Here is a 21601-nt window from a genome sequence, read left to right as displayed (position 1 = left end):
CCATGCAAGCCCCCCTGTTTATCGGACTGATGTCTGGTACCAGCATGGACGGTGTGGATGCCGTACTGGCATCCTTCGGTCCGCAGGGGGTGCAAGTACACCAAACCCATAGCCTGCCCATGCCAGCCGCTCTGCGAGACGAGCTGCTGGCTTTGCAGCATCCCGGGCACAATGAACTGGCCCGCGCCAGTGTTGCCGCCCTGCAGTTGACAGAGCTCTACGCCCAGGCTTGCCAGCCCTGGACCCAAGGCCCAGAGAAAGATCTGATCCGGGCGATTGGTGTACACGGGCAAACTATCCGCCATACGCCCGACCAGGGCTACACCCTGCAATTGAATGCCCCTGCCCTGCTGGCCGAGCGCTGCGGAATAGATGTGATTGCAGATTTCCGCAGCCGGGATATTGCTGCTGGCGGCCAAGGCGCACCCTTGGTGCCTATTGTTCATGAGGCGCTGTTCCGTCACGAACACGGGCGCGTCATTCTGAATCTGGGCGGGATTGCGAATATTTCCCTGCTACTGCCTGGCTGTGATGTTTTTGGTTTTGATACTGGTCCGGCGAATATGCTGCTGGATGCCTGGGTGAACAAACATCAAGGCCAGTCCTACGACAAAGACGGGCAATGGGCCAATAGCGCCGCCTCTGACCCTGCCTTGCTTGCCAGCCTGCTGAGCGAACCCTGGTTTGCTTTGCCTGCGCCTAAATCAACAGGCCGTGATCTATTTAACTTGGGATGGCTGCAGGAGCATCTGGATCGTATTGATCCGAAAGGCGAGCTTCAGCCTGCTGTGGTGCAATCCACCCTAATGGACCTGACCATACACAGCATTGCGCAGGCCATCCAGCCTTACGCAGATCATATTCAGGACTTGATTGTGTGCGGCGGTGGCGCAGCCAACCCCGCCATGCTGAAACGCCTGGGCGATCTGATGGCGATACCAATCCGTTCCAGCGCGGAACTGGGCATGGATCCGCAATCCATCGAAGCACTGGCCTTTGCCTGGCTGGCCTACGCGCATATCGAGCGTATTCCTGCCGGGCTGCCCGCTGTAACAGGCGCACGGCGCGCGACGGTGCTGGGTGCCTGCTATCCGGCTTGATCGGTATTTTTAGCCTTGCCTAGCAACAATAGCGTCTCGGACTCATCATTCATTGCTCGGAACTACGCGATCAGACTGAATCCGACAAGGCCTCTTTCCTCCTACACCACTAAAGAAGCACAAGTGTTTTCTGGCTAGAGCAGTCAACAATTGATCCGTTTCCAGGATTGAGCTATTCCGCTTCTCTGGCCGACCTCTGAATAGACGCCCACCACTCGACTCATCCAGCCAGGCTCTTGCGGGTCACGTCCTTACACCCCAAAGCCCCCCTCAACACCCCCCCACAAAAAAAACACCCCAGACCCTGCATTCAGAGTCTGGGGTGTTTTCCTACAAACCTGCTAAAGGCAACAACGCCAAGCAATCAGCGCCAGCCTTGCCTTCTTACATCGTGAAGGACGAGCCGCAGCCACAAGTGGTTGTCGCATTAGGATTACGGATAACGAACTGAGCACCGTCCAGGTCGTCTTTGTAATCAATTTCTGCGCCCACCAAGTATTGGAAGCTCATGGCGTCAACCAGTAATTGCACGCCGTCTTTATCAATAATGGTGTCGTCGTCGTTAACCAGCTCATCAAAGGTGAAGCCGTACTGGAAGCCGGAACAGCCGCCACCTTGCACGAAGACGCGCAGCTTCAGTTCGGGGCTGCCTTCTTCAATCAGGAGCTCACGGACCTTCTCAACCGCTGAATCGGTAAAAATCAGTGGGGAAGGAGGGGCTTGCAGATCAACGGATTCGGTAAGAGTGCTCATGTGGTTCTCCTGCCGGCCCCCGCCGGCATGAATAATTATCATGTGATCGCCTTGCACATGACCACCCGCGGGTAAGGTGATTAGTCTGGCGGGGCGATTTTTTCCTGGCGAGAAGCACGGATAACGCTTCCTTCCAGGACGTTCAGCGTCAAGGCGGTGGGTTCAAATCCTGGCGGCAAAGCCAGCCAACCCATGGCGCGCTGAAACTGGTTGAAGTTTAAAACCAAAGGATCGATCTGTTCTACAGACGACTCTGTCAGTACCGAGTCCGGCCCGGAACTGGGTGATAAATCGATTTTAACGTTTTTTCCGTCTTGCCGCCCAGTCAGCTGAAACTGCAGGCGACCTGAAAAAGTCTTTCCTTCTGGGGCGTTACGCTGCAGCAACACCTTGTACTCCAGCAAATCACCCCTTTGGACAACATCCATAGCCCGAACAGTAACAGAACCACTGGGACCGGGCGGGAGCAACTGCTCGTAAAAGGCCAACTGCTCACGTGTCTGCGCCAGCTCAGCCTGAGTAGACGACAAGGACTTTTCCAGCCCCTTACGTGTACTCTCTTCCAGCACCAATTGCCCGCGCAGCACCTCAAACTCGGTTTGAATCTGCTGCAGGGATTGCTGACTACGCGCCAGATTCTGCATCGCCAGCTGAATTTGTTCGGACTGGTCACCAGCTTGAGTCAGACTGCGGTAAAGCCACAGCCCACCGCCGCCCAGAAGCACTCCCAGTAAAACGGCCAGCCCAATCGTCGCCACCCCACCCCGCGAACGGGGAGGAGCGAGTGTATGAGAATGGGTTTGCGGTGATTCAGCCATAAACATTTGACCTATTCACCAAGGCCAAGTTCCCCTTAAGGCAAAATAGCAACGTGCTTCAAGCCGGTTTGCTCGGGCAGGCCGAACAAGATATTCATATTCTGCACAGCCTGACCCGACGCACCCTTAACCAGGTTGTCCTGCACCACCAGAATGATCAGTTGGTCGCCATTGCCAGGACGCTGCACGGAAATACGTAGCTGGTTAGAAGCACGCACCGAGCGGGTTTCTGGCAGGGTACCGGCAGGCAGCACGTCCACAAAAGCTTCTTTGGCATAGCGCTGCTCGTACAAGGCCTGGAAGTCTGTATCCATGGCTTCGGGCTTGATGCGCGCATAGATCGTGGAGAACATGCCACGAATCATAGGCACCAAGTGGGGCACAAAGGTCAGACCGACCGGACCACCAGCAAGGCGCTGCAACTGTTCCACAATTTCCGGATGGTGACGGTGACCCGACACGCCATATGCCTTGAAGTTATCACTGGCTTCGGCAAACAGATTGGGAACCGAAGCCCCTTTACCAGCACCGGACACACCGGATTTGCAGTCTGCAATCAGGTGTTGGGTATCAACCAGCGCGCCTTCCAACAAGGGAGCCAAGCCCAGCAGCACAGTAGTGGGGTAGCAACCAGGGTTACCAATAACCTTGGCTTGAGCAATCTTGTCGCGCAGCAGCTCTGGCAAACCATAAGCCGATTGACTCAGGATGTCCGGGCAACTGTGCTCCATCTTGTACCACTTCTGGAACACGTCCGTATCTTGCAGGCGGAAGTCCGCAGCCAGGTCAATAACACGTACACCCGCTTCCAGCAGACGTTCGACCTGACTCATGGCCACACCATGCGGAGTGGCAAAAAACACCACGTCGCACTGTTCCAGATTGGCGTTTTCAGGGGTAGAGAACTTCAGATTCACATGGCCACGCAAGTTCGGATACATATCCGAGACCGGCACGCCATCCTCTTTACGCGAAGTAATGGCGACCAGTTCCACCTGGGGGTGCTGACTTAACAGACGCAGCAGCTCGACCCCGGTGTAACCTGTACCGCCAACAATCCCTACCTTGATCCGGGTATCGCTATGTGTAGCCATGAACTTTCCTGAAAGAGAGACGAGCAAAAATTCTATCTTAACGTAGTCCTGCCTGTTCTGAAGCACCTGACCGGGCGAAGCAGGACAAATGTAGCCAGCAAACAAAAACCCCGGACAGGTCCGGGGTTTTTGAGCACCATAAACAGGTCGCGAGGCGAATTAACGCTTGCTGAACTGTTTGCGGCGACGTGCTTTGTGCAGACCGACTTTCTTACGCTCAACTTCACGAGCGTCACGAGTCACCAAGCCAGCTTGTTTCAGTTCTGTCTTCAGTGTTGCGTCGTAGTCGATCAGAGCGCGGGTGATGCCGTGACGGGCAGCACCGGCTTGGCCGCTTTCACCGCCGCCATGCACGTTGATCTTGATGTCGAACGATTCAACATGGTTGGTCAGCACCAGTGGCTGACGCACAATCATGCGACCCGTTTCGCGAGCAAAGTATTCGTCAACAGGCTTGCCGTTGACTACGATTTGGCCCGAACCCTTCTTGATGAAGACACGAGCGACGGAGGTCTTGCGACGGCCCGTACCGTAATTCCAGTTACCGATCATGACCTATCCTTAGATGTCCAGAGTTTTAGGCTGTTGAGCACTATGAGGATGCTCGGCACCAGCGTAAACCTTCAGTTTCTTGGCCATGGCGTAGCCCAGAGGGCCCTTAGGCAACATACCCTTGACGGCCTTTTCAACGGCACGGCCAGGGAAGCGCTCTTGCATGGTTTGGAAGTTGGTTTCGTAAATACCGCCTGGGTAATTCGAGTGACGATAGTACTTCTTATCCTGTGCCTTGTTACCGGTCACGGCAATGTCAGCAGCGTTGATGATAATGATGTAATCGCCAGTATCAACGTGAGGGGTGTATTCGGGTTTGTGCTTACCACGCAAACGGCGTGCGACTTCGCTGGCCACACGACCAAGGACTTTGCCTTTAGCGTCAATCACAAACCAGTCACGTTTGACTTCAAGCGGCTTGGCCACGAAGGTCTTCATGATGGTTCCTAAATATTAAAATTCTGGGTCAAAGCAACATGCTTGGCCCATACAATCCACCCGCTTTCTCAAGCCAGGCAGCTCCATTTGACCCTGCCAAGACGTTATATTCCGCCCGTGCATTTATGCCAAATAGCTCGCCATAATAACATAAATAGTGGATAACACTAGGATTTTGTACAAAAACACAGGTTTTTTGCCACATCCGAGAGCGCTCTCATAGAGGGAAAACGCATTTTGGGATCTGCACACTCCTTCAGCAGCATTGGGAGTCTTTGCCGGATTTACACCAGAAACCTCCCCAGCCCCCAAAAAGTTTCGCCTGCCGCCTACCTCTTTAGCTCTTAATAATCCGGCCAAACCTTTGCTCCAGAACACCAACCATCAAAAAACCCCTGCTTCCAACTGGAAAAACAGGGGTTAACAAGGCTAGCCTGTCGAGTCCGCACAGATTGCTCTGCCCGGACCCAGGTACTGGGATCAGCCTTTTTTCCGGTTCGCCAAAGCGATGCCCAGGTAGTTGTCGTAGGAACCTTCAGCGACACGGAACCAAGGCACGATCGCGTCACGAAAGCCCATGTAGTCGTCGTGAATCTTCTTGAACATGGGATCCTTGTCGCAGAATTCCTTGTACAAAATATTGGAGGTCTTGAAAGCCTCGTCCATCACATCACGTGGGAACGCTTTCAGGACAGCACCGCTGGCAATCAGACGACGCAATGCAGCCGGGCTTTGCGCGTCATACTGACAAATCATGCGTTCACCAGCTGCACGCGAAGCCGTTTCAATCAGGGCCTGGTATTGCTTGGGCAGTGCCTGGAAAGCGGCATCGTTCACGTACAGCGACACCTGAGCCGACCCTTCCCACCAACCGGGGTAGTAGTAGTACTTGGCCACTTTCTGGAAGCCCAGCTTTTCATCGTCCACGGGACCGACGAATTCCACGGCGTCCAGTGTGCCTTTTTCCAGCGATGGGTAAATATCGCCTGGCGGCACTTGCTGAGGCACCACACCCATGCGGGCCAGCACTTCACCGGCAAAACCGGCGGTACGCATCTTCAGACCTTTCAGGTCTTCCAGGGAATTGATTTCCTTGCGGTACCAACCGCCCATCTGGGTGCCGGTATTACCGAAAGCAAAGTTGATGATGTTACGGGTGGCGAACAGTTCACGCAGCAGCTTGGTGCCGTTGCCTTCCTGCATCCAGGCATTCATCTGACGAGCGTTCAGGCCAAATGGCACCGCTGTGTCAAAGCTGAAAGAAGGATCTTTACCGTAGTAGTAATACGAGGCCGTCTGACCACATTCGACCGTGCCATTGCTAACAGCGTCCATCACACCAAAACCGGGGACAATTTCACCCGCAGGGTACAGACGGATATTGAAGTTGCCATCGGAGGCTTCCTCAACCATCTTGCAAAACGCCTGGGCAGTCGAAAACAGAGCCGGGGTAGCGGGACCGTAAGTCGAGGTCAGCTTCCAGTTAATCTTGGGATTGCTTTGGGCAATAGCAGGGGCAGCAACAGCGGCGGTACTGGCTACGGCGCCAAGACCTGCCTTTTTCAGAAACGAGCGACGCTGCATGAATAACCTCCTTGTGGGTATTCGACGAAAATGGGGAAATATTTTTATGCTATGGATAGTACACTGGCGCGCCCCGAATGGGGTGCGGTGAAAGCCCGGATTATCCCGCAAATTCGGCCTTATCTTGCCGAGCCTTTGACCTGGAGCCTATGCCAGACACTGCCTGCAACACGGCCTGAACCACAAATAACTCCGAATTCAGGCCATCATCCTCTTGTCGCTGACGGGCCGCTTGCCTGAGCCAAGACATCACAATCTGGCCAGGTACTCCAGACAGCAGCTATCAGGAACCGGCCACCGACATCTGTTCAATCAAGATGGAACCCGTGCGCTTGGAACCGGCGGCAAAGGTATCGGCACCCACAGCCACAATCTGCGCGAACATCTCGGCCAGATTGCCCGCAATCGTGACTTCCTCGACCGCATGCTGAATACGGCCATTCTCCACCCAGTAGCCAAAGGCACCCCGCGAGTAATCGCCTGTCAGGTGATTAATGCCCTGGCCGATCAGCTCGGTAACCAATAAACCACGGCCCATTTTCTTCAACATGGCCTCCAAATCGTCCTCGGGACGGGTCAGACGCGAGCTAAGCAGCAAGTTGTGCGAACCACCGGCGTTCCCCGTAGAGGGCATACCCAATTTACGACCTGCGTAGGAGGACAAGAAATACCCTTTCAGCTCTCCGCCACGCACAACATCGCGGTCGCACGTACGTACCCCTTCCGAGTCAAACGGCGCACTGCCCATAGCGGCCGCCAAATGCGGGCGCTCCAGCACATCAATGTGTTTGGCCATGACAGACTTGCCCAGCGAGTCCAACAAGAAACTGGTCTTGCGATACAGGGCCGACCCGCTGGTGGCCTGCACCAGGGAACCAATCAAGCCTACCGCCAGCGGAGCTTCAAACAAAACCGGATAGCGGCCAGTAGGAATACGGCGGGCCGACAGACGCGACAAGGTACGCTCGGCCGCGTAACGGCCAACCGACTCGGGACTGGCCAGACGGGAAGGATCACGCGAGCTGCTGTACCAGTAATCGCGGTGCATATGATCACCCTTGCCGGCAATGGGGCTGACACTGAGCGAATGACGGCTGTAGGGATAGCCACCCAAAAAGCCGCGGCTGTTGCCCATCACAAAGTGCCCTTCCAGCGTATCGACCGATGCACCTTCGGAATTGCTGATCAGTGGGCTTAGTTCCAGCGCGGCTTGCTCGGCACGGATCGCCAGCTTAGTCGCCTGGTCGGCATCCAGCATCCAGGGGTGATGCAAGTGCAGATCGGGATAGCCCTGGGCCAACATGTCTTTTTCAGGCAGACCGGCGAACGGATCTTCAGCGGTATAGCGGGCAATATGCCAGGCCGCTTCCACCGTTTCACGCAGCGCCTTGACTGAAAAGTCCGAGGTCGAGGCCGAACCACTGCGCTGGCCTGCGAACACCGTCACACCCAAGGAGCGGTCTTGCGTCTGCTCTACCGTTTCCAGTTCCATCTGGCGCACCGAGACGGCCAGACCTTTGTTTTCTGAAATATCGACGGCAGCATCACTGGCGCCCAGTTTTTTGGCATGCCGCAGCGCCTCGTCTACCAATTCGCAAAACTGGAACTGATTGGCACTGATCGACAATTGGGAAATAGTTGGATGACTCATTGCTACTCTTTGAGGGTTAGGCGGTTATCATAGCCAATTGGCGACAATCTTTGCTATTTCACTTCTATGGCCCGTCCACGCACTGAAATCGATGAAAACGGTTACGACCGCCCCAGCAAATCGCAGGTAAAACGCGAAATGCACGCTCTGCTTGACCTAGGCAAACGCCTGATCGAGCTCTCGGACGACCGACTCAAACAACTTGATCTGGGCGAGTCCTTAATGGCCGCCATCAAGGATGCCAAGCGCATCAGCCCGACGGCCCGTGAAGGACGCCGCCGTCAAATCCACTATGTGGGCAAGCTGATGCGCAATGTGGATCCCGAACCGATCCTAAAACAACTGGACGTCTGGGAAAACGGCTCCAAGGAAGACACCCGTGCCATGCACAGGCTGGAAGCGCTGCGCGACCTGTTGTTGCGTGATGACGACGCTCTGACTGAATTCATGAATGAATTTTCCGGCGCCGATATCCAGCAATTGCGCACCCTGATTCGTGCCGCACGCAAAGAGGCGGAGAAAAATGCCACACTGGTACAAGGCCAGGATCCACAGCGCAAACACTACCGCGCCCTGTACCAGTACATCAAGACCTTGGTAGATCTTTCGGAGTCCGCATGAACCCGCTGCTTGAGTCGATTGAAATTGAAACCGGTGCCAATCCCCAGCATGCCGTTATCTGGCTACATGGTTTAGGTGCCGACGGCCACGATTTTGCCCCTATCGTGCCAGAGCTGGGCCTGCAAAACGCCCCCGCTATCCGTTTCATTTTCCCGCACGCCCCCATCCAGCCCGTCACCATCAACGGCGGCATGGCCATGCGTTCTTGGTACGACATTTATGTAGCTGACCTGGTACGTCACGAGGATGAAAGCGGACTGCGTAAATCTCAGATCGAGGTGCAAAACCTGATTGCACGCGAAAATGCCCGTGGCATTCCTACCGAAAACATTGTGCTGGCCGGTTTCTCGCAAGGCTGTGCCATGACCTTGCAAACCGGACTACGCTTGCCCGAACGTCTGGCCGGCATGCTCTGTCTGTCCGGTTACCTACCTTTGGCCGCAGCAGTAGAAAACGAGCGCCATCAGGCCAATCAAAACACACCTATTTTCATGGCGCATGGCAACATGGACCCAGTTGTGCCTCTGACCCGTGCCGAAGCCAGCCGTCAGCAGCTGGAGGCCATGGGCTATCAGGTGCAATGGAATGTCTACCCCATGCCCCACGCGGTTTGCCCGGAAGAAATCAGTGCGATTGGTCACTTTCTGAAGCAGGTACTGCGCTAATCAGCTCACAAGAAAAAAACGCCGCTGCAATCACAGCGGCGTTTTTTCTTGATTCAGCTTTTTATTGATACACCCGAGCGATACGCTCCTGCCATCTCTTTTCCCGAACCAGCACCCCATCCTCCTTTAGCACCCGCGTAAATGTCAGGTAGAAATAAGACTCATCGGACTCGATCCGGGCTTGGGCTGACATATCGATCTCCCGCCCCTGGATGCTAAACACATTGCGCCGATCGCCCTGATAGCGCGCCTTGGCGGGTGCAGCGTCGTTGACCTCCCAACGATACATTTCCTCGGAACGGTATAAATTGTCATGCAACACCCAGCTAAGCTCGTTGCTGGTCGTAAAGATCGCATCACCCGTCTCTTCGTTACGAACGCTGCTGAATACAGGACCGTCGCCGTCGATAGTGCGACCAAAGGGAGCCGCTTCGCTAGCCTGGGGTGGCGACATGATGCAAGCCTGCGTGCCCTGCTCCCGCACAGGCACCACCGGTAAATCCACCCAGGTATCAACCCCCGGAAACAGACTGGTGACACCCGCCGTCGGGCTGGGCCAGACCATGGGAAACTGCGCATTGCTTACCGCCAAACGAATGCGATGGCCCGGCTTGAAACGCCATGTGGTGAAGTGAATGGAGGTCTCCAGGTTGGTCGCCTCACCCGGCACCAAGGCCTGAGGCTCCAGACGCGAAACACGCTGAGAGGGATTGATGATTGCCCCGCTGACCAAAGAAACCTGCCCATCGGGGGCCACATCTTCCAGCCGTACCGTCCATTGATAAAAAGGCGCATCAGCCGCTACCTTCAGGCTTACCTTGGGCATGCCCATGATTTCCATGGCCTGGCTCAAAGGTGCGGAATCATAAACCAGGCTATGGGCATCGTCGGCTGACATGTCCCCCGTCTGCTCGCCCCACCAGCCGCCCCCCGCCAAACCCGTTCCGGCCTTGTAAGGTAAGGTCTGGGCCAAGCCTGAGGCAGGAGCAATAGCCGCCAGTTGGTGCCCGGCTTGAGGATGCAGGCGTTCAGTCCTCGCGCCCTCCACGGGCCATTGCGAATCGCAGCGCCAATAACCAGGCACGGTTTGCCGATCTGTAGCCGGAGCATGGCCGGTACGCATAAAGGCCATCCGGCGGGGTTCATCCAGAATCCCGGTATCTATATCTTTAAGCCAGTAGTCCCACCAGCGCACCGCCTTCTCGCGCCACTCATAATTCGGGCCAGGTACACCATACTCCGGCCAGGCATGGTTCCAGGGTCCCATCTCCACAATCACAGGGGCTTTCGAGGTTCGACTGACATCCAGCGCAAAATCGCGATAACCATCCAGCAAGCCACCAATCAAATAGGCCGGCACTTCCAAAGGCTGCTTCTTGAAGGCCAGAGACTCGGCGCGCCAGAAATCTCCGTCCTGCTGTTGACGCAGCCAGGTAAAAATCCAGGGCTCGCGGTCAAAACGGTTCTTGAAGTACTCCTGATCAATCCGATACTCCGGACTTTGCGGCATGGCGTTATCGGTATCAATCTGGTGCGCATAGGAGTCGATATGCAAGGCACCATCAATATAGTGAACGTCGTTGTAGAACAGATCGGTAGAACCGTGTGCCGCAATAATGGCCTTGAGTGCAGGCGGTTTTCTATGTGCTGTCATCAAGGAATTGAACGCACTCCAGGACAAGCCATACATACCCACCTTGCCGTTGGACCAGCTCTGGCGGGACAGTTGATCAATCAGCTCCTGGGCATCTGCAATCTCGGCAGCGGAATATTCGCTGACAGGGACCGGGCCAGTACTACCTCCCGTGCCACGCACGTCGACCCGCGCCACCACATATCCCCGCTTGGCAAAATAAGAGCCATACTCGTAGTCACCCAGCGCAAAAAAATCGTCCTTGCGATAGGGCAGCATTTCCAGAATGACTGGGAAGGTTTCTCCCGGTGCTTTGGCCAACGGTCGGTAATACGTCACCGCCAGGCGCACGCCATCCCGCATTTCCAAGCTGTCGTTCTCCAGGGAGAACTCGTAATGGTTTTTTTCTGACGACATCGTTGTCTGCCCGGAACAAGCCAGCAGACCGCCAATCAAGAACAAACCAAGCAGCCATCGCTGCACAGCAGCCAGATTCAATCGCATCATTGTGTCCCCGGTATAAAGTGCCGTCGGTGTTGAGCACCATCCATTGATGTGGCGGCAGCCGCGCTCAAACGCTGTGCTGCCTGCCATCACGAGCGCATCATAGTCCCGACACCGTTGAGTGAGTCGGGACATTAGGGGCACAATTAAACGGGTATTTCCCTGACAAACGGATTGAGCTGTCTGTGCTTAATCCGATCGACGCGTCTCACCCAGGTCCAACCAGACACGCCGCATACTGGGGTCCTCCGGATCCGCATCGTTCTGAAAACCCAAGCGCTTCATCAAGGCTTGCATAGGCGAGTTGGAAGCCAGCACATAGCCATCGATGTAGGTCAACCCTTGCTCGGCAGCGGCCTGGATCAGCGCCTCCATCAAGATCACGCCCAGACCGCGCCGCTGCCAGGCATCCCCTATCACCAGGGCATATTCCGCCCCCCGGCCATCGCCATTACGAAGATAGTGGGCAAAGCCAATAATCTCGTCACGGGGATGGTTACGGTTATCAGGATTGGGCGAACGCACGGTAGCAATCAGCGCCAGTTCCCGGTCGTAGTCGATGCGGGTGTAGCGGGACAGCATGCGTGGTGTCAGTTCACGCAACATGGACACAAAGCGCATGTAGCGGCTTTCGTCCGACAGGCCGCGCATAAAGGTCTGCAAAGCCTCGGCATCCTCGGGGCGGATGGGGCGCAAGGTCCAGCGCTGTCCGTCCTTGAACTGACGCCGTTCAATCATGTTGCGCGGATAAGGATGAATCGCCATGTGACGATAGCCGGCTGTCTCAGGCAGCACCAGCATGGACTGCTTGCTCAAGGAGATCGAGATACTCTTGATGTACAGGCTGTTCTCACCCGCCATAATGGGATCGAGCACCACACGACGCACGCCGGGCAGCTCACTCATCAAGTCCGACAAACGCTCCAGCACCTGCAACAACTGCGTCAATACCAAGGGCGTCAATTGCGAGGAAAGGCTCTTGCGCCACAAGGGACTACGCTCGACCAATTGACGCGCCAGATAACGGTTCAAGGGTGGCAGTTCCACCGCCGGATAGGACGAAGAAAGCCAATCCGCGTGATCGGCCCCACCAAAGACCGCATAAGGGCCCAACTTGTCATCGGTTTCAAAGCGCAGGCCCATGGGCGGAACATCGGGATCAGGTTCACCCTGATCGTGTGTCACACGCAAGTCGACAACCGGCACGTGAAAGTAGCGCAGCAAATCGCGACACTCCTGCTCGCTGGCCTCGCGGCGCTCGCTTTGAATCTGGCGCACCAATTCACGGGCAGGTTCTACTTCCGGCAAGGTGCCCAGCGGCAAAGGCGGCAAGGTCTGCTGCGACAAGTGCTGGTTGTAGTGATAGCGGGCCAGCAAGTCGAACGCATTGGCTGCGGTATCCGGAGTCCGGAAAGCCGGCGTCCCCACCCCATCGAGCAAATGACGCAAGGGCCGCATATCCGCATCCCCAATCAAACACGTAATGATGGGCTTGCGAGCACTGGCCGACAACATGGCCAACTCACGCGATACCGCCGGCATATCGGCCAAAGGGTCCGGGGTCAACAAGACCAGCACCCCGTCAATATCCTTATCGTCCAGCAAGGTGGAAATGACCGAGTCGATACGCATGGGCGTCAGTGGTACATAGGTCACCACTGGATTCTGAACCTGATCGCCAGGGGCCAGCAGGTTGTCCAGCGCCCGCTGGGTCGAGGGCGAGAGCTCTGGGCAAGTCACTGCCGCATCCGAACCCAGAACATCCAGGGCCATCTGCGCCGCACCGTTCCCATTGGAAAACAAAGCAATACGCCGCCCTTTGGGCCGACGGGTATAAACCAGCACTTTCAGAGCCGAGAACAACTGCACGAAGTAACGAATGCGCACTGCCCCTACACGTCGCATCAAGGCATTGAATACCGCCTCGTGGGCCTCGCCTTGCTGACGCTGGCCGCCTACCTTCAAGACCACCACCGGTTTGACCGCCGCCACCGCGTGCAAGGCACTGGTGAAACGGCGAGACGCGGGCGTATGTTCCAAATACAGCGCAATACTGTCCGTGCGCGGGTCCATGGCCAGATATTCCAGCACCTCGGGCACATCGATAACGGCCTCGTCCCCCACCGACACAATCGCAGAGAAACCCAGGCTGACATCTTCGGCCCAGTCCATCAAGGCCGAGGTAATGGAACGCGACTGAGATACCAGAGCCACACGGCCCGCCAGTGCCATTTGTGGCTCGTGGCTTAAATTGATGCCCAGATGCGGCCGCTGTATTCCAAAGGCACGTGGCCCCAATATCAGACAATTATTAATGCGGGCCCAGGAGCGCGCATACACCATGTCTTCCATGGGATCGCGGGAGGCCAGGTTCGAGGGCAGGAGCAGGACCACACGGGGTTTGTGTACCCGGATCGCATCCAGAGCCTGCGGCAAACGCACCGGCTCAATACAAACCAGCGCCAGATCCAGGCGCTGTGTCTCCGTCAATCCTTCCAGACGATCCGGCACTTGCACTTGCGTGGCGGTTATACGAGCCTGCGTGATCCGTCCAGCCAATCGGGCTGGCACCTCTTTGAACAGAGGCATAGGCAAGGTGGAGACGACCAACACCGAACGGGGCTCAAACAATGCTGTCAGACGATGCCTTAGGGCTGCCATGATTGTTCCGCCATAAGAAAACCACACACCAAAATAATGAATCCCCTCATCTTAAGCACAGCTGTCTACAAATAAAAGAGACTAGGCCAGCTATCTCTGTCTTGCATCATGCCGTCAGTTTTTACCCTGGAGCAGGCCGTTCATATACTTTCGTATAGAAACCATACGCCAATGCCTGGGGAAAAACGGCTCAAAGCCAGTCGCAAAGCGGCTTGCAAACCGTAAAATAACATTCGTTCGGAAAGCAGGAACGTTCATTTCCTCTGACAGGAAAAACACACTATGTCCAACGACGACAGTCGAAGAAACAGGCTGCACAGGCCCCTCAGACACACCTGATCCGCTCGGTTGTCTGCTGATAGGACTTGCGCAGCACAATCAGGAGCCAACCATGCACCGCATTATTCATACAGAACCGATCCGGGCCTTTGCGCCTTGCCGATCGCCACTTGCTACACCGTGCCATACCGAGCGCGCTGTCCCCAGCCATCGCCCCGCTCTTGCCTGGCGTAACAACACGGCCTGACGCTGACTAAATAAATCCGCTTGTTCTTACCTGTAGTCTGCCGACCCTCAAACCGGTCGGCAGGATCTGCTGCGTCCATCTCTTGGGATGGACGGCACAGTCACGCCTGTACCCCAGGAGCATTACCATGAGCATTCAACAACACCGTTCGCCACTGCGTTCAGTGGACAACGACGCCAAGCTGCGTACGGCCACCGAAACCGGGCTTAGCCTGGAGACAACCCTGGCCGCTGTGCAAGCCAATCTGAACGGCCTGACCGACGCCCAGGCCTTGAGCCGCCTGACCGAATACGGCCCTAATGAGGTCGCCCGGGACAAGCCTGCCCACGCCCTGGTTCAATTGGCCCTGGCCTTCAAGAACCCCTTTATTGCAGTGTTGATGGTGCTGGCTGCGGTCAGCGCCGTCACTGACATCATCCTGCCCATACGCTCAGGCGAAGAAGTGGACTACACCGGCGTGCTGATTATTGTGGTCATGGTCACCTTGAGCGGCCTGCTGCGTTTCTGGCAAGAGTACCGTTCCGGCAAAGCCGCCCAGGCCCTGAAAGCGATGGTGCGCACCACCGCCAGCGTACAACGACGCGCTACCGTGTCCAGTGCCACGGTCATACGCGAGATCCCCATGAGCCAGATCGTGCCCGGCGATATTGTGCGCCTGTCGGCTGGCGACATGATCCCGGCAGACCTGCGCCTGATCGAGTCCCGCGACTTATTCGTCAGCCAGGCTGCCCTGACAGGAGAAGCCCTGCCTGTTGAAAAGTACGATGTCTTTAGCGCCGTCAGCAGCAAGAGCGCCTCTGCTTCCAGCTCCCAGGCCAGTGTGCTGGAACAGAATAATATGTGCTTTATGGGCACCAACGTGGTCAGCGGTACGGCCACGGCTGTGGTTGTAGCCACCGGCGCCAAGACCTATTTTGGTTCGCTGGCCAAAGCCATTGTGGGTTCGCGCGCCGAGACCTCGTTTGACCGGGGCGTAAACAGTGTTAGCTGGCTGCTGATTCGCTTCATGCTGGTCATGGTACCCATCGTGCTGCTGATCAACGGTTTTTCCAAAGGCGACTGGACCGAAGCATTCCTGTTCGCGCTGGCCGTTGCCGTCGGCTTGACCCCTGAAATGCTGCCCATGATTGTGTCCTCCAACCTGGCCAAAGGTGCAGTCGCCATGGCCAAGAACAAAGTGGTGGTCAAACGTCTGAACGCAATCCAGAACTTTGGTGCCATGGACGTGCTGTGTACCGACAAGACCGGCACCCTGACACAAGACCGCATCATTCTGGAACACCATCTAGGCCTGGATGATCGCAACAGCCCACGCATTCTGGAACTGGCCCTGCTCAACAGCCTGCACCAAAGCGGCGTGAAAAACCTGATGGATCAGGCGGTGCTGCGCTTTGCAAAGCAAACCCCCTCTGCCTTGCAAGCTATTGGTTCCTACCGCAAGATCGACGAACTGCCTTTTGACTTTGTACGTCGCCGCCTGTCGGTTGTCGTACAGAATCCGCAGGGCGAACAGTTCATGGTCTGCAAAGGGGCGGTGGAAGAAATGCTTAGCATTGCCACCCACGTGCAAGAGGGCGATCAGCGTTTGCCACTGGATACCGAGCAGCGCGCCCGTCTGCTGAAAATGGCCTACCGCTACAACTCGGACGGCTTCCGTGTCTTGCTGATTGCCACTCGCCGTATTCCCGTCGAACAGGCCAAAAACCGTTACGAAGCCCAGGACGAACGAGAGATGATCGTGCAAGGCTTGCTGACCTTCCTGGACCCTCCAAAGGAAAGTGCTGCCCAAGCGATTGCCGCCCTGACCGAGCACGGTGTGGCCGTGAAAGTCCTGACCGGCGACAACGAAATCATTACCGCGAAAATCTGCCGTGAAGTAGGCCTGGCACCCGGCAAGCCTTTGCTGGGGCCTGAAATCGAGCTGATGCAAGACCCCGATCTGCGTTGCGCTGTCGAGCGTCACTCGGTTTTTGCCAAGCTCACGCCCCTACAAAAATCACGTGTGCTCAAAGCGCTGCAGGCCAATGGGCATACCGTCGGTTTTCTGGGTGACGGCATCAACGACGCCCCCGCCCTGCGCGATGCCGACGTGGGGATCTCGGTTGATAGCGGCACGGATATTGCCAAGGAATCGGCAGACATCATCTTGCTGGAAAAGAACCTGCTGGTTCTGGAAGAAGGCGTGATCAAAGGCCGCGAGACCTTTGGCAACATCATCAAGTACCTGAACATGACGGCCAGCTCCAACTTTGGCAATGTGTTCTCGGTGCTGGTGGCCAGTGCTTTCATTCCCTTCCTGCCCATGTTGGCCATCCACTTGCTGATTCAGAACCTGCTCTACGATATCTCACAACTGGCTTTACCCTGGGACCGCATGGACAAGGACTTTCTGCGCAAACCCCGCAAGTGGGATGCCAAAAATATTGGCCGCTTCATGATCTGGATTGGCCCGACCTCGTCCATTTTTGACATCACTACCTTTGTCTTGATGTGGTACGTGTTTGGGGCGAATACGCCTGAACTGCAATCGCTGTTCCAGTCCGGCTGGTTTATCGAAGGCTTGCTCTCGCAGACGCTGGTTGTTCACATGCTGCGTACACAAAAAATCCCCTTCATCCAAAGCACGGCGGCCCTGCCTGTGATGCTGATGACCTTCCTAATTGCCGCTGTCGGCATTTACCTGCCCTTTTCCGGTGTGGGGGCCATGGTTGGCCTGCAGCCTTTGCCTTGGGAGTACTTCCCTTGGCTGGTCGGCACCTTGCTGGCGTACTGCCTGGTCGCACAGGGTATGAAAATGCTGTACATCCGCCGCTTTGGCCAGTGGTTCTAAACCTGACAGGTCTGGGCTCCCACCCGTCCTGTCGGGAGCCCAGACCTGGATAGGCAATCAGATACAAGTCCAGGTATATGATGACGACACGAAAGATACGATCCTGCTGCCTGCCCCCACACGAAAGACATGAAACCACCTTTTAGCGTCTTGTCGAGCAAAACCTACCGCGCCTTGGCCCTGACCGGCATTTGCATCTTGATGGCGTTGGTCTTTATTGCCGATACCATCACCAACTACGCTATCGCCGCTGCGGTCTTTCATACTCCGCTGCTGCTGATAGCGATTCGTTTTCTGTCGGCCCGACAAGTCATTACCCTGGCAAGTTTCAGTATGGTGCTGACAGTGGTCAGCGTCCTGTTAACCCGTGCGGGCGACTACGAGGTGGGTCTGATCAATACCGGAATCAGCCTGGTTGCCATCGCCATCACCACGTATCTGGGACTCAAGCTCAAATCCGTGCAGGCAGCCGCACATGAAACGCGCGAACATTTGCTGCGCTTATCCCGTTTGACCACGCTGGGCCAGCTCAGTACCTCCATTGCCCATGAGGTCAGCCAGCCCCTGGCAGCCATCAACAGCAGCACCGGTGCCTGCCAGCGCTGGCTGCAAGCCTCGCCGCCAAATATAGAGAAGGCACAGGCTGCCGCACAGCGGATTGCGGACGACGCCCAACGTGCCAAAGATGTACTGGACCGGGTGCGCAGCATTACCCGCAACGAAGCCCCAACCAGCAGCGCTTTTGATTTGAACCTGGCCTTGACGGAACTACTCAAGCTGTCAGATGGCGAGATGCGGCGTCAGCATATTGATCTACGCCTGGCCTTGCAATCCGATCTGCCCCAGGTCTTTGCCGATCGGGTTCAGATTCAGCAAGTGATGGCCAATTTGCTGCTCAATGCCATCGAGGCCCTGTCACCCGCCTCGGACTTTCATGCGGCTCGTATCACGATAGAAACCCGCCTCTTGCCCGGCGATAAACCGCAAACCAGCAAGGTGCTGTTTTCCATTAAAGACAATGGTCCCGGCTTGTCGGACACGCAGTTACCCCAATTGTTTGATACGTTCTGGACCACCAAGGCTACCGGTCTGGGCCTGGGCCTGACCATCAGCCGCAGCATTATTGATGCCAATAACGGCCATATCTGGGCCACTGACCAAGCTGATGGCGGTGCTGCCTTTCATTTCACCTTACCTTTGGCGCCATGACAGATCATCTGGACTCTTCTCTGAACACGCCCACGGTCTACATCATTGATGATGACCCCTCCATTCGCGCCGCCCTGGACGACTTGCTGGCCAGCGTGGGGGTGAACGCACTGAGCTTTGCCTCTACGCGGGATTTTCTGGCGCATCCCTTATCTGACGCCCCCGCCTGTCTGGTGCTGGATGTGCGCATGCCCGAGCAAAGCGGCACGGACTTTCATTTACAGATGGAGTCGCGCGGGCTGCACATGCCGGTCATCTTTATTACGGGCCACGGCGATATTCATATGGCGGTCAAAGCCATCAAACACGGGGCCTGGGATTTTCTGACCAAACCTTTCGGGGATCAGGCCCTGATTGACGCCGTGCAATCGGCTCTGGCCGCGGATGCGCAACGCAAGGAACAGGCCAAAGCCCAGATGAGCTTGCAGCAACGCTGGGACAGCCTGAACGCGGGCGAACGTGATGTGTTTGTGCGCGTGGTGCAAGGCCTGCTGAACAAGCAGATCGCTGCCGAGCTGGATGTGAAGGAGGTCACAGTCAAAGTGCGACGTGCCCGCGTCATGCAAAAAATGCAGGCCGCTTCGCTGGCGGAGCTGGTGCGCCAGTTCGATCAGCTCAATACGGAAACAGGCCAGTAGGACACTTCTGCGCGGTGATTCTTTCTTAGTTGACGCGCTGGGTTAAAATACGCAGATTCGGTCCCGTATGCGGGCTTCCCAAGGTCAAGGCCACACACAAGTTATGAGCACGTCTACTTCCAACGTCATCCGTACCCGTTTTGCCCCCTCGCCCACTGGTTATCTGCACCTGGGCGGCGCGCGCACCGCACTGTTTTCCTGGGCTTTTGCCCGTCATCATCAAGGCTCTTTTGTGCTGCGCATTGAGGATACGGATCTGGAGCGCTCTACCCCCGAGGCGGTGCAAGGCATTCTGGATGGTATGCAATGGTTGGGCCTGGATGCGGACGAAGGTCCGTTCTACCAGATGCAGCGCATGGATCGTTACCGCGAGGTCATCGCCCAGTTGCTGAAAGACGGCCATGCTTATTACTGCTACAGCAGCCCCGAGGAAGTGGAAGCCATGCGCGAGAAAGCGCGTGTTCAGGGTTTGAAGCCTCGTTATGACGGCACCTGGCGTCCTGAGGCCGGCAAGCAATTGCCTGCCATCCCGGCGGACCGCAAGCCTGTGGTTCGTTTCAAGAGCCCGCAGTCCGGCGCAACCAGTTGGGACGATATGGTCAAGGGTCGCATCAGCTTTGATAACAGCGAGCTGGACGATCTGGTCATTGCCCGTCCTGACGGTACCCCTACGTACAACTTCTGCGTGGTGGTGGACGATTGGGACATGGCAATCACTCATGTGATTCGTGGTGATGACCACGTGAACAACACGCCACGTCAAATTGTGATTTTGCAGGCCTTGGGCGCGACTTTGCCCGAGTACGGTCATGTGCCCATGATTCTGGGCCCCGATGGCGAGAAACTGTCCAAGCGCCATGGTGCGGTCAGCATCATGGATTACGACAAGGATGGTTATTTGCCTGAAGCCATGGTCAACTATCTGGCTCGTTTGGGCTGGAGCCACGGCGATGACGAACTGTTCACCCGCGAGCAGTTGGTGGAATGGTTTGATACGCGCAGCCTGAGCAAGTCGGCTTCGCAGTGGGATCCCAAGAAGTTGAACTGGGTAAATGCCCACTACATCAAGGCCAGCGACAATGCGGATCTGGCCGAGCGCGTGGCTCCCCGTATTGAAGCCTTGGGAGGCAAGACCGACGGGCAGGATTTGCCTGGCATCATGGGTTTATTAAAAGACCGCGCCGAGACCTTGAATCAACTAGCTGAAGGTGCCCTGTTATTCTGCCGTCCTTTCGAGCCTGCCAGTGATGAGCTGCTGGCCGAGGTGTTGACGCCGGAAGCGCGTGTCTTGCTGCGTGATTTTGCCAGCAAGGCAATCAGCTTGCCACAGTGGAATACGGAGAATCTGGCTGCTTTGATCAAGCAGGTTCTGGCCGATCACGAGGTAAAAATGCCCAAGCTGGCAATTCCTTTGCGTGTCGCTGTGACAGGACAGAAACAAACGCCTGCGGTAGATGCGGTGCTGGCTCTGGTTGGACGCGATAAGGTTTTGGGGCGTTTGGCTGGGCTGTAAACATTATCGCCAAGTGCTTGAAGGGCATCTCATTCGAGGTGCCCTTTTTGTTTTTATCGCTTTTTATCGTTCGGTCCGTATCGCCAGAAAATGCAAGACAGCTACCGGATTCACACTCCCCCTTGTTGGGGGCCAACCGCCCACACAGTAAAACCATTGAAATGATGCCCCATACACTTGCCCTCGCCCCAAGGCTATGGGAAGCACTCAAACAGGCGCATTCAGGTGGCTGACTTCAACCGTGGCTTCACCTTTGTCACTGCTGGCCCAGACCGTGCCGTCCTGAACATTCAGATTGATGGTCATGCCACGCTCGGCCAGAGCGGCTAAAGCATCGGTCCCGGCGGCATCCAGCGCATAAACCTGTATATTGCGAGCGCGGCTGATCTTGTCCTTGATACCACTCCACCAGACGGACACATTGCGGCCATAGGCCAATACCGTCACTTTTTCAGCACGGCCACTGGCTTTGATCAGACGTCTATCGTCCGGCAGGCCCACTTCCAGCCAATGCAACAGATTGCCGCCCAGATCATGCTCCCACAGGGCGGGTTCATCCGAGTCGCTTAGCCCGCGTGAGAAGCTCAAAGCGTCATCCGCTTGCGCATACAAACCGTAAGCCAGCAAACGCACCATCAGCCGCTCTTCGGTCTCGGAAGGATGACGGGCCAGTGTCAGGGTATGACTGCCGTAGTAGGCCCGATCGTTATCGGCCACATTAAGTTCAGCTTTATAAATCGTTGCGCGCAGAGCCATGGAGCATCCAGCAAAAGAAACAGACAAAAAACTGGCCGCCCCCAGGACGGCCAGG

17 protein-coding genes are annotated in these 21601 nt (G+C 56.2%); 7 read left to right on the top strand and 10 right to left on the bottom strand.

The window, feature by feature from the left end:
• The first annotated feature begins 2 nt into the window (after positions 1 to 2).
• Positions 3 to 1100, top strand: a complete 1098-nt coding sequence (locus tag CA948_RS16435; protein WP_108728558.1) for an anhydro-N-acetylmuramic acid kinase — start codon at positions 3 to 5, stop codon at positions 1098 to 1100.
• Positions 1101 to 1484: 384 nt separating this feature from the next.
• On the opposite strand, the gene erpA is transcribed toward CA948_RS16435, so the two are convergent.
• From erpA to pmbA, 7 genes are all read right to left on the bottom strand, one after another.
• Entirely contained in the window at positions 1485 to 1853 is a 369-nt protein-coding gene (erpA, locus tag CA948_RS16430) for an iron-sulfur cluster insertion protein ErpA (protein ID WP_003801826.1), read from the bottom strand.
• An 80-nt stretch (positions 1854 to 1933) separates the two neighbouring features.
• A complete protein-coding gene (locus CA948_RS16425) occupies positions 1934 to 2671 on the bottom strand; it encodes a DUF6776 family protein (protein WP_159086149.1) in 738 nt (245 codons plus the stop codon).
• A gap of 35 nt (positions 2672 to 2706) precedes the next feature.
• Positions 2707 to 3765, bottom strand: a complete 1059-nt coding sequence (gene argC / locus CA948_RS16420; RefSeq protein ID WP_108728556.1) for an N-acetyl-gamma-glutamyl-phosphate reductase — start codon at positions 3763 to 3765, stop codon at positions 2707 to 2709.
• Between the two features lie 159 nt (positions 3766 to 3924).
• Positions 3925 to 4317: a 30S ribosomal protein S9 gene (rpsI, locus tag CA948_RS16415; RefSeq protein ID WP_094197714.1), complete on the bottom strand. Its 393-nt coding sequence runs from the start codon at positions 4315 to 4317 to the stop codon at positions 3925 to 3927.
• A gap of 9 nt (positions 4318 to 4326) precedes the next feature.
• Complete coding sequence (rplM, locus tag CA948_RS16410; protein ID WP_094197715.1) at positions 4327 to 4755, bottom strand: 50S ribosomal protein L13; 429 nt, start codon at positions 4753 to 4755, stop codon at positions 4327 to 4329.
• Between the two features lie 480 nt (positions 4756 to 5235).
• Positions 5236 to 6339: a TRAP transporter substrate-binding protein gene (locus tag CA948_RS16405; protein ID WP_094197716.1), complete on the bottom strand. Its 1104-nt coding sequence runs from the start codon at positions 6337 to 6339 to the stop codon at positions 5236 to 5238.
• Between the two features lie 283 nt (positions 6340 to 6622).
• Positions 6623 to 7990, bottom strand: coding sequence for a metalloprotease PmbA (gene pmbA, locus CA948_RS16400; protein ID WP_108728555.1), 1368 nt, complete (start codon positions 7988 to 7990; stop codon positions 6623 to 6625).
• A gap of 66 nt (positions 7991 to 8056) precedes the next feature.
• Here pmbA and yjgA point away from each other — a divergent pair, with 66 nt between their 5' ends.
• Together yjgA and CA948_RS16390 are read left to right on the top strand one after the other, a co-directional pair.
• A complete protein-coding gene (yjgA, locus tag CA948_RS16395) occupies positions 8057 to 8611 on the top strand; it encodes a ribosome biogenesis factor YjgA (protein WP_094197718.1) in 555 nt (184 codons plus the stop codon).
• Positions 8608 to 9276, top strand: coding sequence for an alpha/beta hydrolase (locus CA948_RS16390; protein WP_094197719.1), 669 nt, complete (start codon positions 8608 to 8610; stop codon positions 9274 to 9276). Before yjgA ends, CA948_RS16390 begins: the two co-directional genes overlap by 4 nt.
• 61 nt (positions 9277 to 9337) lie before the next feature.
• Here the strand turns inward: CA948_RS16390 and CA948_RS16385 are convergent, their stop codons facing one another.
• Positions 9338 to 11416 (bottom strand): CocE/NonD family hydrolase, encoded by a 2079-nt coding sequence (locus CA948_RS16385; protein WP_238988615.1) that lies wholly within the window; start codon positions 11414 to 11416, stop codon positions 9338 to 9340.
• 186 nt (positions 11417 to 11602) lie between these two features.
• Positions 11603 to 14074 carry a bifunctional acetate--CoA ligase family protein/GNAT family N-acetyltransferase gene (locus CA948_RS16380; RefSeq protein WP_094197720.1) on the bottom strand — a complete coding sequence of 824 codons (2472 nt, stop codon included), beginning with the start codon at positions 14072 to 14074 and terminating at the stop codon, positions 11603 to 11605.
• Positions 14075 to 14727: 653 nt separating this feature from the next.
• On the opposite strand from CA948_RS16380, the gene mgtA reads away from it, so the two are divergent.
• The 4 genes from mgtA (at position 14728) to gltX (ending at position 20790) form a co-directional block, all read left to right on the top strand.
• A complete protein-coding gene (gene mgtA, locus CA948_RS16375) occupies positions 14728 to 17430 on the top strand; it encodes a magnesium-translocating P-type ATPase (RefSeq protein ID WP_108728554.1) in 2703 nt (900 codons plus the stop codon).
• Between the two features lie 129 nt (positions 17431 to 17559).
• Positions 17560 to 18639 (top strand): sensor histidine kinase, encoded by a 1080-nt coding sequence (locus tag CA948_RS16370; RefSeq protein WP_166727080.1) that lies wholly within the window; start codon positions 17560 to 17562, stop codon positions 18637 to 18639.
• The gene (locus CA948_RS16365) at positions 18636 to 19277 is read left to right on the top strand and encodes a response regulator transcription factor (protein ID WP_094197722.1); all 642 of its coding nucleotides are present in this window, start codon (positions 18636 to 18638) and stop codon (positions 19275 to 19277) included. Before CA948_RS16370 ends, CA948_RS16365 begins: the two co-directional genes overlap by 4 nt.
• 103 nt (positions 19278 to 19380) lie before the next feature.
• The gene (gene gltX, locus CA948_RS16360; protein ID WP_094197723.1) at positions 19381 to 20790 is read left to right on the top strand and encodes a glutamate--tRNA ligase; all 1410 of its coding nucleotides are present in this window, start codon (positions 19381 to 19383) and stop codon (positions 20788 to 20790) included.
• A gap of 207 nt (positions 20791 to 20997) precedes the next feature.
• Here gltX and CA948_RS16355 read toward each other — a convergent pair whose 3' ends face one another.
• Positions 20998 to 21546 (bottom strand): YaeQ family protein, encoded by a 549-nt coding sequence (locus CA948_RS16355; RefSeq protein WP_094197724.1) that lies wholly within the window; start codon positions 21544 to 21546, stop codon positions 20998 to 21000.
• Positions 21547 to 21601: the final 55 nt, after the last annotated feature.

Origin of the sequence: Alcaligenes aquatilis (assembly GCF_003076515.1) — a bacterium.
GTDB lineage: Bacteria > Pseudomonadota > Gammaproteobacteria > Burkholderiales > Burkholderiaceae_B > Alcaligenes > Alcaligenes aquatilis.
Note: the sequence above shows the minus strand (reverse complement) of the source record. Positions and strands in the feature narration are given on the sequence as shown.